The 12,721-nt window shown below is 63.9% G+C and carries 13 protein-coding genes and 1 tRNA gene; 2 read left to right on the top strand and 12 right to left on the bottom strand.

Annotated elements, in window-relative coordinates; all coding sequences use genetic code 11:
• Positions 1–179: 179 nt before the first annotated feature.
• Positions 180–683: a hypothetical protein gene (locus tag G495_RS0110880; protein WP_028587835.1), complete on the bottom strand. Its 504-nt coding sequence runs from the start codon at positions 681–683 to the stop codon at positions 180–182.
• 327 nt (positions 684–1,010) lie between these two features.
• Here G495_RS0110880 and G495_RS0110885 point away from each other — a divergent pair.
• Positions 1,011–1,086, top strand: a tRNA-Ala gene (locus G495_RS0110885).
• A 169-nt stretch (positions 1,087–1,255) separates the two neighbouring features.
• Here G495_RS0110885 and G495_RS20420 read toward each other — a convergent pair.
• The 10 genes from G495_RS20420 to rfbF all read right to left on the bottom strand — a co-directional run bounded on the left by G495_RS20420 (position 1,256) and on the right by rfbF (position 10,118).
• A complete protein-coding gene (locus tag G495_RS20420; protein ID WP_169734376.1) occupies positions 1,256–2,161 on the bottom strand; it encodes a glycosyltransferase family 2 protein in 906 nt (301 codons plus the stop codon).
• A 61-nt stretch (positions 2,162–2,222) separates the two neighbouring features.
• Positions 2,223–3,005, bottom strand: coding sequence for a TylF/MycF/NovP-related O-methyltransferase (locus G495_RS22035; protein WP_084458143.1), 783 nt, complete (start codon positions 3,003–3,005; stop codon positions 2,223–2,225).
• A 384-nt stretch (positions 3,006–3,389) separates the two neighbouring features.
• A complete protein-coding gene (locus G495_RS21125) occupies positions 3,390–4,133 on the bottom strand; it encodes a cephalosporin hydroxylase family protein (RefSeq protein WP_084458145.1) in 744 nt (247 codons plus the stop codon).
• A complete protein-coding gene (locus tag G495_RS21130; RefSeq protein ID WP_169734378.1) occupies positions 4,130–5,035 on the bottom strand; it encodes a class I SAM-dependent methyltransferase in 906 nt (301 codons plus the stop codon). Before G495_RS21130 ends, G495_RS21125 begins: the two co-directional genes overlap by 4 nt.
• Before the next feature lie 185 nt (positions 5,036–5,220).
• Positions 5,221–6,069 (bottom strand): NAD-dependent epimerase/dehydratase family protein, encoded by an 849-nt coding sequence (locus G495_RS21135; protein WP_084458149.1) that lies wholly within the window; start codon positions 6,067–6,069, stop codon positions 5,221–5,223.
• 95 nt (positions 6,070–6,164) lie between these two features.
• On the bottom strand, positions 6,165–6,404 hold the full coding sequence (locus tag G495_RS21765; RefSeq protein ID WP_156939680.1) for a hypothetical protein: 240 nt from the start codon (positions 6,402–6,404) through the stop codon (positions 6,165–6,167).
• 55 nt (positions 6,405–6,459) lie between these two features.
• Positions 6,460–7,689: a class I SAM-dependent methyltransferase gene (locus tag G495_RS0110900; RefSeq protein WP_028587837.1), complete on the bottom strand. Its 1,230-nt coding sequence runs from the start codon at positions 7,687–7,689 to the stop codon at positions 6,460–6,462.
• On the bottom strand, positions 7,686–8,237 hold the full coding sequence (locus G495_RS0110905; RefSeq protein WP_028587838.1) for a dTDP-4-dehydrorhamnose 3,5-epimerase family protein: 552 nt from the start codon (positions 8,235–8,237) through the stop codon (positions 7,686–7,688). The genes G495_RS0110900 and G495_RS0110905 overlap by 4 nt, the downstream gene beginning before the upstream one ends.
• Positions 8,234–9,295 carry a CDP-glucose 4,6-dehydratase gene (gene rfbG, locus G495_RS0110910; protein WP_028587839.1) on the bottom strand — a complete coding sequence of 354 codons (1,062 nt, stop codon included), beginning with the start codon at positions 9,293–9,295 and terminating at the stop codon, positions 8,234–8,236. Before rfbG ends, G495_RS0110905 begins: the two co-directional genes overlap by 4 nt.
• 7 nt (positions 9,296–9,302) lie before the next feature.
• Positions 9,303–10,118, bottom strand: coding sequence for a glucose-1-phosphate cytidylyltransferase (gene rfbF, locus G495_RS0110915; protein WP_028587840.1), 816 nt, complete (start codon positions 10,116–10,118; stop codon positions 9,303–9,305).
• Positions 10,119–10,896: 778 nt separating this feature from the next.
• Between rfbF and G495_RS0110920 the strand changes: the two genes are divergently transcribed.
• Positions 10,897–11,337 (top strand): flavodoxin, encoded by a 441-nt coding sequence (locus G495_RS0110920; RefSeq protein ID WP_028587841.1) that lies wholly within the window; start codon positions 10,897–10,899, stop codon positions 11,335–11,337.
• A gap of 695 nt (positions 11,338–12,032) precedes the next feature.
• Here G495_RS0110920 and G495_RS0110925 read toward each other — a convergent pair.
• Entirely contained in the window at positions 12,033–12,620 is a 588-nt protein-coding gene (locus G495_RS0110925; protein ID WP_028587842.1) for a hypothetical protein, read from the bottom strand.
• Between the last annotated feature and the right edge of the window lie 101 nt (positions 12,621–12,721).

Genomic DNA, 12,721 nt, shown 5'->3' on the forward strand with positions numbered 1-12,721 from the left:
GGCCACCCGGGCCTCCAGGCCGCCCCGGGCGGCGGGCTGGGCCGGGCGCGCGGTTCCGGGCGGCGCCGGGGCTGGCGGGGCCCAGGGCTTCGACCCTTGCGCCTGCCCTTCGGAAAGCGACGGCCCCGGACCACGCGCGTGGTCCGGGGCCGTTGCTTTCGGGCCGCCGGAGCGGGCCCTCAGGTCAGGGAGCCGGTGTTGTAGAAGGCCGCGCCGCCGGAGGCTCCGGACATGGTCTGCCCGCCCTGCTGCTTCATGAGTTCCATGAGCTGGGCCTGCAAGGCGGCGAGCTCGGCCTCCTTGGCGGCGGCCTTGGAGCGCTTTTCCTCCTCGCTGCCCTCGCCCTGGCGGATTTCCTCGATCTCCTTGCGCAGGGCCTCGATGCGCTTCTTGACCTCGCGGCTCTGGCGGGTGAGGCCGGAGGCGTCGTCCTCGTCCTCGCCGGATGCGGCGGCCCCGGCGCCGGACACCGCGCCCAGGGCCCTGGCGAAGGGGTTCTCCTGGCGGCTCAGGCGCTTGGCCGTTTCGGACAATTCCAAGATGAAATCCGCCGTGCCCCCGGAGCCGCCCTGGTCCTGGCCCTCGGCCTGGGTGGCGGTTTCCGGGGCCGTTTCCACCTGCGTGATGCCCAGCCCGAAGCCCTGGGCCCTCCCGGCGAAGATGCCCGCGATTCCCGTGCTCATGGCCGTGATCCTCCCGGCTTCCTATCGGCCGATTCCCCGGAAAACTTGATCCGCGCGCACGGATTTTCCGGGAGCAGGGCGGCCTGGTGGTCCCGCCGCCACCCGTGCCCGCCGCCCGAGCGGATTTCCGAGGGGCTGGCGCCCGGTGGAACGGTTGGCAGTACGCGCCTGTGCCCGCGCGCGGTGCCCGCCGCCCGCGCGGAATTTCCCGCACGCCCGTCCGCCAGGGCCGCGCCGCCGCGATCCCGCCCGCGCGGATTTCTTCGCTCCCGGATTTTTCCGTTGACATTTCGCCGCGCCCGGGGCAGTTTGTCGTTCCCAAAGCGTGGGGCTGTAGCTCAGTTGGGAGAGCGCTTGAATGGCATTCAAGAGGCCGTCAGTTCAATTCTGTCCAGCTCCACCACGCAAGACCAAGCGGTCAGGCTCGAAAGCCTGGCCGCTTTTTCATGGTGGGGCGTGCTCCAAGGGGGCGGGGGGGGGCACGCCTGCGGCGGTCGCCGCAGGCGCTGACGCCTGCGCGTGCTCCGCAGGGCCTGGGGTGCCCGGGTTCTTGCGCGGCGGGGCGGGCCGCCTCAGCCCAGCAGGCGCTGCTTGAGCCCGCGCAGCCGGGCCCACAGGGCTTCGGGGATGCACCGCCGGGCCCATTCCTTGGCCTGGAAGCAGCACAGGTAGGCCAGCACCGCCCCGGCGGCCAGGGGCAGGGCCGTGAGCTTGGCCCGCCCGGAGACGGCGGAGGTGGCGAAAAGGAACCGGAAGCTGGCCCAGGCATACCCCCAGCGCCCCAGCGCCCTCTTGTCCTTGCGGTAGTTGTCGCTGGTGTAGCGCAAGGAAAAGGTTTTGCGATGTACGGTCTTGGCCATCAGGACGTCATCGACGTAGAGAAACCTGCGGTCGGCCACTACGGCGGCCACCACCGGGCGCTCGCCGGGGATGAAGGAGTACTCGCGCATCACGCGGCGGATGGGCTCGCCCAGGAACAGGCCGCACATGTAGACGTTGTACTTGCGGTCGCGGACGCGCTTTGCGGGAAACATCAGCAGCAGGATGCGCCACGCCCGGGAGCGGATGCCCGGGGCGTCGGCAAAACGCAGGATATCGCGGTGTTCCCCGTCCTCGTACTGTCTGCGGACGGCGGAAAGGGCCACGCCCCCCTCTGGCTCGGCGCTGAAGGCCGCCACCATTCGTTTCACGAAACGCGGGTCCCACCAGTCGTCGTGAGCCGCCCAGAAGAAGTACCGGCCCCGGGAAGTCAGGCAGACCTTGCGGAAGTTTTCCAGGGCGCCCTGGTCGGTTGCGTTCCTGGTGTAGACGATGCGCGGGTCCCTGGCTGCGTAAGCCCGGCAGACGGCTTCCGTGTCGTCGGTGGAGGCGTTGTCCGAGATGAGTATCTCCAGGTTGGTCCAGGTCTGGGCCAGGACGGCGTCCAGGGCCCGGACAAACTGCTGGCCCCCGTTGTAGACGGGCATACCGACGCTCACGAGCGGTGTGTCCTGGCCTGCGTGCATGGTGCCTCCGTGGTCGTGACGGGCTGCCGGACGCCTAGTACTTGAAGATGAGCCCTTGGCCGGTAGGCAGGGGGAGCACCAGCGTGTCGCGGCGCGTGGCGAATTCGTCGAACGCCAGCTTTTGCTCAATGTGCTTGCGGAAGCCGTAGTCGTCCAGGACCATCACCGCACCCGGGACCATCCGCTCCCAGAAGTATTCGGCGGCGGCGATCTCGGGGTGCATGTAGTTCATGTCGATGTGCAGATAGGACACGGTTTCGGCCTTCACCTCGGGCAGAATCTGCGGCACGTAGCCCTTGACGACCCTGGCCTGCTTGAATTTTGCGAAGGCCTTCTGCACGCCCGGCAGGAGGTCGTGGTAGTTCACGTTCTTGGTGTTCAAGCCGCTTTGCCGCTCGGAATCCGTCAGGTTGTCGTAATCCAGGCCTTCATAGGAGTCCACCAGGTGAAACTGCTTGTCTGTGTTGTCGATGTCAAGCATGCGGCATAGCAGGTGAGAAGTGAAGCCCTTGTAAACACCGCATTCCACAAGGTCGCCTTTCAAATTTTTTGAGTGGGTCGCCGCCCATACATTTACATAGCAGCGCCAGGGCGCGGGATGCGACCAGTTAGTAGCGGCTTTGGCTTCCCTGAACGCCTGCTGAAAAGTATGGTCATCCATAAAACTGGAATTATGTACAGTGTACAGGCCGTTGTGCGTATAGGTGAATGGCTGGCACAGTACCTTGCAATGCTGCAGCTTCTGTATCCTTTTGTATACATGCAGCAGCCCAGGGATCCTTTTTAGATTGTCCTTGACAATTCGTATGGCGCTCATGAAAACCTCGCGATTTTTGTTCCTCGAGCAGGAAGCTGGATATGCTACCAGCGCGGTGTGGCTGATAGGATTTGCGCTTGGGGTATCAAAAACTGTTTCTGAAAAAGAGTCTTTAATTTTCTAATTCGCGGAAATGGTGCCATCATCCCGTTCCTATCATGCAATGCATACGTGGCGCCGCTGCTTTTTTGTGGATTACGAAGGTTTTTTAAGCACCACCTCTTGCACCCTGGTAGCAGGGTGAATATTGTATGCCATGCTAAGCATGATTAAAGTGTGTTGGGTCGCTTGGTGAATGGTTTGTTGCTCTGTTTGGCCCGCTGCCCCTCTCAGAACTGAAGAATGTCTAGTTCTTTAAAAATAATGCTGCTTACGTTGTGTGCTTTATGCATCCCTAACGCACTTCAGGTAACCTCGTGGGGCGACTGAGAACAGTAGCTTGTTGTCGATATCCACATCCGGAACGAATCGATTGTTGATTCCGAGGAACGCATCAACAGCGGTCATGGGGCTGTTGCCCGGCCCCCAAGGCCTATCCGCTGAGGCTTCTTTGGGAAGGCGTTCAATGATTGTGTCGAAAACTACCAGATATGAGCCTTTTTTTACTAGTGGTGCATATAGTGTCATTTCCTGTAATACATGGTCATGGGTGTGATTCGAATCTAAAATGACCATCGGGTTGTTACGCCCTTTGGCGATTGAAAAAACCGTATCTGCGATCTCCTGGGATACGGAAGAGCCTTCTAAGAGGGTCACGTTTTTGAAGGCTGGATGAGCCTCGATCTCCTTTCGGTTGTGCTTGCGGATGTCGATATCGATGCTTACGGTTTCCCTGTCACCGCCTAAGAGTTGCAACATGGAAGCGTGGAAAAGTACTGTGCCGCCATGCGCGATACCGGTTTCGATGATAATGTCTGGCTGAACGGTCCATATGAGTTCCTGCATGGCCAGAATATCCTGCGGGTACTGAATTATGGGGCGACCGAGCCATTCGAAATTGTAGGAATAGCCAGCTAGGATCGACTGGTGCATGAAGGCATCCGCAGATCGCTTTAAATCGCTGTTATTCCCCTGTGCATGGATGCGATCTTTACGGGCATTTCTAAAGTCAACTACGGGGTTGCTCATATTTTTCCTATGGTTAGTATGGTGTTGGGGTATCCCTCGCAGAGTGTGGCGATCTCGTCTCGGTAGTTTTCGTTCATGACGATAATATCGCCTGCGCCAAGGTTGTGTAGCTCATTTGGCGGATAAATGGAATGACCACTCTTAGCGATATATCTCCATTGCTTCTTGGGGTTTATGTCAATTATCCCGCGAATGATTCGTGCGTCCGGATCCACTAAGTTTGCAAAGGCCACACCTTTGGCCCCAGCGCCCCAAATGAGACAATCAGGGCGGCAGGTGACAAGTTCTCTGAGGCGGTCGATTTCTTTTTGGAAAAGAGTTTCATCGATCATGTCAACTGGCTCCGTTGACGGGCGAGCTATGTCTTGCAGATCGGCTAGCTCAGCCACTAGCCAGATATACTGGCCGCCAAAACACCGATGGACCGTTGCTCTGGAGAAAATAGCCTTCAGTGTCTGCGCGCTGAAGTAGTTGCAATGTTCATGGAAAATGTCCCAGAATGCCTTTTTATCCACGATCCATTCCAGCCCCGGGACCTCAATAAGGATCTTTCCCTGCCCAGCGTTGGCTTTTTTTATTAAATTTAGAAATGACAGTGGGTTGGGAACGTGTTCCAAGGTATGTCTTAGTACGATTATATCTCCGGGGACAACGGCCAAGTTGTCGTCGAAATATTCTTTGATCACATCGGGATCGCCTGCTTCATGGGCGGGATCGTACCCCGTCACGTCGAATCCTGCCGCTCTGAGCATGGAAAGAAAGACCCCTTTGCCGCACCCGATTTCCACGATTCTCCCGCCAGGGTCCGCAATGGATCGAATGATATCTAAAGCCTCTTCAAGATGGTGTTGAAATACAGGAGAATGCCCTTGTTCGTTTTGATATGTGTCGTCATACCCCATTGCTTCTGAATGAAAGAGGTGGTTCCAGACAAAGCCGCATTGGCGGCACTGGACTAGTTCAACTGGATAGCAGGGGGTTGACTTCGCTTCAATGATATTTTGAAATGTTTTATTTTGGAATGCAGGAACATTTTTGTTTCTGTAGATAAGGACCGCAGACCGGTGTGTGCAAAGAGGGCATATGGTCACCGGGTTACTCCAAGCTGGGCGAGTTTGGCTGTGCTGCCCCAGAAGCGGAAGGGTTCCCATTCGGGATAGGGATATACACCAAGTTTCAGTTTGATAGAAGCGTGTGTTTTGTCCACGTATCCTTGAACCAAATCTCGCAAGCGGATGCTTTTCCCGGAGCAAACGTTGATGATGCCTGTAAATGATGGGTGGTGCGCCAGAGCTACCAGGATTTCCGCCACTGTCTTTACAGGAAGGTAGTCGCGAATTTGTTCTCCACCGGACATGGGAAATTCTTTCTGCCTAGTGGCAATCGCCTGCTGTAGTTGGGCAAAAAGTGAGTGAGAAGGCTGCCCGGGGCCGTACATATAGAAAAGTCTTGCCCATTGCATATGGACATTTGTATTGAGTGTGCTTTGTTCCAATATATACCGCAGCCTGTCCTTCGCCACGGCGTATGGTGTACTTGGCTCTGGATTTGTCTCTTCTGACAGTTCTCCTTCCTGCATGCCATATTCCAAGCATGTACCGGTTACTAGGAGATGCTCCAGGCCGCCGTCAATTAGTTTTGAAAGGACTTTTCGGCTTTGGGGTAGGCCTTCCAGCAAATGGCAGTCCGATTTATAGTTGGGCAGGCCCGGCCATGCAAGATGGATGCAGTGCGTAGGGCTGCCGAGTGCTTCAAAAAGATTTCCAGGCGGTGTCGCCAAGTCCATGGGAATGCACTCCACTTTGCTGGACCATGAAGAGGCGAGCAGTTTCTTTGCATCACGTCCGGTAGCAACAGTTGATATGCCCTGCTGGACAAGCGTCGCAACAACATGTTTGCCTAAAAACCCTGTTGCACCGGTTACAAGCACTTTCATGTGGTTGATCTTGCAGGTTATATCCGTTGATTGTTGGCTGCCTTTATGATCGCAGTGGGGTCGATAGTCTTGCGTTTTATGTTGTTTGGTGAGGTTTATCGCCCTGGTTTCTCAAGTACTTTCCCCAAGGCGTCGTGCGCGGCCTGGAAGGCGTTTTGGTCGATAAGCGGTTTGTAGACCGGAATGGTGTCCATCGCAGTACTTCCCATTGAAGTTTGCACTTCGCCCGCGTGTGTTTCGGGGAAGCGATGTGTATGATGCTTGCCGGCACAGCAGGAAGAGCCGCTGGTGCCGTTTTTGTCGTTATGCTCCGGCCCGGTTGCGCTGCCGTCCATCCGGGTCTGTCCACCGCCTGGTCGCCTTTTCTCTCTCCGGGGCGGCGTGCTCTGTCTACTCCAAAACAGTGATCCCGGGTATGGCGCAGACGAACGCGCCGCCCCATTCCTTGATGCAGTGCAGGTCGGCCATGATCTCCTCGCGGATGTTCCAGGGCAGGATCAGCACGTAGTCCGGCCTGGCCCGGGCGATTTCGTCGGGATGGACCACGGGGATGCGGCTGCCGGGCAGGAAGCGGCCCTGCTTGTGGGGCGAGCGATCCACCACGAAGCGGACCAGGTCGGGCCGCACGCCGCAGTAGTTGAGCAGGGTGTTGCCCTTGGCTGCCGCGCCGTATGCCGCGACCTGCCTGCCCCGGCGCCGGGCGTCCAGCAGGAATTCCAAGAGCTCGTTCTTGACCCGCTCGGCCTTGGCCTGGAAGCCCTGGTAGAAGGCCATCTCCAGCATCCCCGCCGCCTGTTCGCGCGCCAGCAGCGCGCCGACCGCCGGGCCCACGGGTTCTGGCAGGCTCGCCGCGTGCCCGGCGAAGATGCGCAGCGACCCGCCGTGGGTGGGCAGATCCTGCACGTCGTAGATCTCCAGGCCCTGGGCGGCGAACACCCGGCGCACGGTGTGCAGGGAGAAATAGGAGAAATGCTCGTGGTAGATAGTGTCGAACTGGTTGCCCTCCACCAGGCGCAGTAGGTGGGGGAACTCCATGGTCACAGTGCCCCCCGGGGCGGCCAGCTCGGCCAGCCCGGCCACGAAGTCGTTGAGATCGGGCACATGGGCCAGGACGTTATTGCCCACCACCAGCGCGGCGCGCCCCCGGCGGCGGACCAGGCCGCAGGCGTAGTCGCGCCCGAAGAACTCCGTCTCCACCTCGATGCCCTTGGCCCGGGCGGCCTCGGCGGTGCGCAGCGTGGGCTCCACCCCCAGGCAGGGGATGCCCTTGGCCTGCACATATTGCAGCAGGTAGCCGTCGTTGGAGGCGATCTCCACCACCAGGGAGCGCGCGTTCAGCCCGAAGCGGGCCTGGGCCATGTCCACATAGCGCCGGGCATGGTCCAGCCAGGTGCTGGAGAAGGACGAGAAGTAGACGTAGTCCGCGCAGAAGATGTCCTTGCAGCTGGCGTGCTCGTCCACCTGCACCAGGTGGCACTGGTGGCAGGCCAGGAGCTTGAGCGGGTAGTACACCTCGGGGTCGCCGAGCTGCTCTGCGGTCAGGAACGCGTTGGACGGCGGCGCGGTGCCCAGGTCCACGAAGACGTGTTCGAGGGGCGTGTTGCAGTGTCTGCACTTCATGGCGTGATTCCGGGGTAGTTCGCGTCGAGCAGGGGGAAGGCCGCGTCGCGCGGCGAGGTCTCGGCCACCGGCAGCGGCCAGGCGATGCCCAGGCGGGGGTCGTCATGGCGCACGCCGCCGTCAAGGGCCGGGGTGTAGGGCGCGGTGTGCAGGTAGACCAGCTCGGTGTCGGGCTCCAGGGTCTGGAAGCCGTGGGCGCAGCCCTCGGGCACCACCATGGTCTGCATGGTTTCGGGGCTCAGGGTCGCGCCGAACCAGCCCAGGAAGGTGGGCGACCCGGCGCGCAGGTCCACCACCACATCGTAGGCCGCCCCGCGCACACAGCGCACGAATTTCATCTCGGCGGCGGGCGGGTGCTGGAAGTGCATCCCGCGCAGGGCGCCGCGCAGGCGGGTGCGCGAGTGGTTGATCTGCACCACATGGCGCCCGGCCAGCAGCCCGGCCAGCTCGCCCGTGCAGAAGACCCGGGCGAACAGGCCCCGGCTGTCCTCGCGGGGCTCGGGCGCAAGCAGGAAGACCCCGGGCAGGGGCGTGGGCAGCTGCCTCATGCCCCGGCCTGCGCGCGGCGCGCGTAGTCGTCGAGCTGTTCAAGGGTGGCGATATGGCCCAGCTCGTGGTGCTCGCGGTACCACTGCACGGTGAGGTCCAGGGCCTGTTCGATGCCCAGCAGGGGGCGCCAGCCCAGGACGCGCCTGGCCTTGCCCGAGTCCAGGGCCAGCAGCCCGGCCTCGTGGGGCCCGGCGGTCGGGGCCGCGGCCAGATCGACAGACACGGCGCCCCAGCGCGCGGCCACGGCCCGGGCCACCTCCCCGGCGGTGAGGAAGCTTTCCGGCCCGGGGCCGAAGTTCCAGGGCCCGGCGAAGTCGCGCTGGCCCTCCAGCAGGCGGCGGCCCAGCAGCAGATAGCCCGCCAGCACGTCGAGCACATGCTGCCAGGGGCGCACCGCGCCCGGGTTGCGGATGAGGGTCGTGCCGCCCGCAGCCGCCGCGCGCATCATGTCGGGCACCAGCCGGTCTTCGGACCAGTCGCCCCCGCCCAGCACGTTGCCCGCGCGCACGCTGGCCACCAGGGTGCTCCCGTCGGCGAAAAAGGAGTTGCGGAAGCTGGCGGTGACCAGCTCGGCGCAGGCCTTGGAGCAGCTGTAGGGGTCGAAGCCGCCCAGGCGGTCGGTCTCGCGGTAGCCGTGGACCCACTCGCGGTTCTCGTAGCACTTGTCGCTGGTGACGACCACGGCGGCCCGCACGCCTTCGGCGGCGCGGCAGGCGTCCAGGAAGTTGGCCGTGCCCAGGACGTTGGTCTCCAGGGTCTGCACCGCCTCGCGGTAGGAGCGCCGGACCAGGGGCTGGGCCGCCAGGTGGAAGGCGATCTCGGGCCGGGCCTCGACCACGACGGCGGCCAGGCGCTCGCGGTCGCGCACGTCGGCGATGACGCTGCGCATCTCGGGCCGGACCAGGGCGAAATGGCTGGGCTCGGTGGGCGGCTCCAGGGAATAGCCGGTGACCTGCGCGCCCATGCGCGCGAGCCACAGGCACAGCCACGAGCCCTTGAATCCCGTGTGTCCGGTCACCAGCACCCGGCGCCCGGCGTAGGTCGTGTCCAGGGTCATGGCCGCGTCAGCCCTTGGGGCAGGTTTTCTTGACCGGGGTGTCGTCCCAGATCTTCCACAGCGCGTTGTCCTCGGCCCACAGGCGGTTCAGGTATTCCACGTCGCGGATGGTGTCCATGCAGGCCCAGAAGCCCGGATGCTTGTAGACCATGAGCTCTCCGGCCCGGGCGATGTCTTCCAGCGGGCCGTACTCGAAGTCGCAGGACTCGTCCTCGCTCAGGTAGTCGAAGATCTTGCGGTTGAAGACGAAGTAGCCGCCGTTGATGAGCCCCACGGTGCTTTTGAGCGGCTTTTCGGTGAAGGAGCGGACCTCGTTGCCTTCGAGCTTGAGCTCCCCGAAGCGGGCCGCCGGGTTGACCCCGGTGAGGGTGGCGATCTTGCCGTGGCTGTGGTGGAACTTGAGCAGGGCGTCGATGTCCACGTTCGCCAGGCCGTCGCCGTAGGTGGCCATGAAGGTGTCCCCGGAGATGTAGCGCTCCAGGCGCTTGAGGCGGCTGCCCTTGAGGCTTTGCAGCCCCGTGTCCGCCAGGGTGATCCGCCAGCCGGCCTCGTTGTGGGCGTTGTGCAGGCACAGCTTGTCCCTGGCGCCCAGGCTCAGGGTCACGTCGCAGCTCATGACCTCGTAGTTGAGGAAATAGTCCTTGATGAACTCGCCCTTGTAGCCCAGGGCCAGCACGAAGTCCGTATGCCCGTGGGCGGCGTAGGTCTTCATGATGTGCCACAGGATGGGCCGGTCGCCGATGCAGACCATGGGCTTGGGCCTGAATTCCGTTTCCTCGCGCAGACGGGTGCCCAGCCCGCCGCACCAGATGACGACTTCCATGCACTGACTCCTGCCGTTGCGCGTATTGGCGCCCGGTCTTCCGACCGGGTGATGTCCTGGTCCGTATGCCGTCATGCGGCTGCGTTGCGCTGCCGTGTCCGGGAAAAGGGGCCGCTGCCGGTTTGGCCGGGAGATTGTTGCGGCGCGCGCGGTGCTGCGCCACGCCACGCCCGTACCGTTCCGCCGGGCTGGCCGCCCAGGCAGCACGATTGCGGGCCGCGACGAGGCTGGGGCCCGTATACTGTGTCCCGTGCCGCCCGTCTAGACGATTCTAATAAGGAATGAAAGGAAACTCAAAGATGCATCAAGGTTTTTATGGCGGAAGAGAGGGTCCCCGGGGCGGCCCCGGCGTGGGGTTTTAGGCAAGCGGAAAATTCGGGTGCCCTGTTTGACCCGGGCCGGATCCGAGGCGACGCGCGGGGCCCCGTGGCGGGGCGGGGCCTCACGCCCTGCGGATCGGGCGCGGCGCCTTCACGCAGGCCTGGCCGGTCGCTTTGGGGCGGCATCGCACGCTGTAGAGGCCGAATCAGGGTGGAGCATGCGTCGCCCCTGCCGCCGGGGTGTCCGCCGGGGACCCGGGGAGGGGGCGCCGGGTGCGGCCGGAACCCGCGCAAACTGGGCATGTTCGCCGGGGCCTGCGGGGCTTTCCGGGGGCGGGGGTGGCGGAAATGAAAAAGAGGGCTTGCATTTGAAAATGAAATTCAATATCAAGATTGCCAGCACATGACGCACGGGGGCACCAGCGGCGCCCGCAACCGGAAACACGAGGAAAGTCATCATGCCAAGCGCGCTTGTTGTCTATGGGTCCACCACCGGAAACACCGAGATCACGGCGGAGTATATCGCCAAAACCCTGGCCGCCAAGGGCTTCGACGCCGAAGTGGTCAACGCCGCCAACACCAGCGCCGAGGCTCTGGGCGGCGCCTACGATATCGTCCTGCTGGGCTCGTCCACCTGGGGCGACGACGATATCGAGCTTCAGGACGATTTCATCCCGCTCTATGATGCCCTGGAGAAATCCGGTCTGGGCGGGAAAAAGACCGCCGTCTTCGGATGCGGCGATTCGTCCTACACCCATTTCTGCGGCGCCGTGGACGCCATCGAGGAGAAGCTGCGGGCCATGGGCGCCAAGGTCGTGGTGGATTCCCTGAAGATCGACGGCGACCCCGACCGCGACGACATCACGGCCTGGGCCGAGCGGGTCGCCGGGCAGGTCTAGCCGCCAACTGTTCCGGTCCGCCGCTCCGGCCCCGCCCACCCGTTCGGACCTCCCGCCGTGCCCGGGGGGTGGGCGGGCCGGGCCGCCGCAGGTCCCTCCCCCGGGAGCCGCGCGGCGGCAGGCGCACCGGTCGGCGCACGGGCCGTGCAATGCGGCCCGCGCGCCCCAGGCGCCGCCCCTCCCCCACGGGGGGCGGCGACCCGGCCCCGGGCGGGTTCCGCCGGGCTTGCCCGCCGCCCGGGGCCGGGAACACTGGCCGACCGCATGGGTCGGCCCGCATTCCAGCAGGCGGTCCTGGCCGGGGCGACCACGCTCCGCCAGAACCGCCGGGGCACGGGCCTGGCGCGTCTGCGGCGACGGACGCGCCGCTGGCCCGCCCGATGCGCGGGGCAGGGGCGGGAGCCACCCGCAGCGCCACCGTCCGACCTCCACGGTGGCCGCTGTACCGGCTCTTTTCCAGGCTTGCGGCCGTGCCGCAGCTCCTGTCCACCGCCGCCCTGGGGGCCCGGCCTCGCGCCGGGCCCCTTTTCCGTGTGCGCGGGCCCCGGCGCCGGGGCGGCTTCCTTCAGAGGCGCTCCTCTTGCCTGTGCTGCCGCCGTCCGTGCGGGTAATCGACCCCGGCTTCCCGGAGGGTGCCGCCGCCTGCGCGACGGGTGCGGGCCCCGGAGTGCGCGGCTGGGGCCTCGCGCGGGTGCTCAGGGCATCCAGTCCACGATGCCCCGGGCCGGGTTGGCCTCGCGCCAGCGCGCGAAATGCGCCCACCCGCGCACCCCGTCGCGCAGCACGGCCTGGTAGATCTCGATGCCCATGACCTTTTCGCCCGGGGGCACGGCGGCCTTGATGTCCAGGATCGCCCGGCGCGTTTCGGGGGTCAGCAGCGCGGCGATGCGCTCGGCCACGCGCTCGAAATACCCGTCCCACGGCGAGCCCTTGGCCATGTGGATCATGTCGAGCTGCCACTCGCGGCCTGCCTCGTCGCGGACCCAGGCGTGCCATTCCAGGCAGTGGTCCTCGGCGTGCAGCAGGTTGGCGAACTGCATGCGCAGCACCCCGGGCGCGGCGGCGATGCGCGCCATGGCCGCGAAGCTGTCCCCGATGCGCAGCGGGTGGGAGTAGATGTGCAGGTCGATGTCCAGGTGGCCCAGCAGCAGCCCGGTGCGCAGCGAGCCCACCAGGTTCACCGTGGCGCCCACGCCCTCCCAGGCGGCGACCACGCCTGTCTTGTGCAGCACCGCGCGGGCCTGGGCCTGGTCGGCCTCGGCCCAGGCGAGGATGTCGTCCATGGGTTCCTCCTGCGGCTTTGCGCCCCGCCCGGGACGGACGCGGCTGGTGTGCGGGGGGTAGCAGAGGCAGGCTCCGGGCGCAAGTCCCGCAATTCCAGGTT

It is taken from the genome of Desulfocurvus vexinensis DSM 17965 (assembly GCF_000519125.1).
GTDB classification, from domain to species: Bacteria; Desulfobacterota; Desulfovibrionia; order Desulfovibrionales; family Desulfovibrionaceae; genus Desulfocurvus; species Desulfocurvus vexinensis.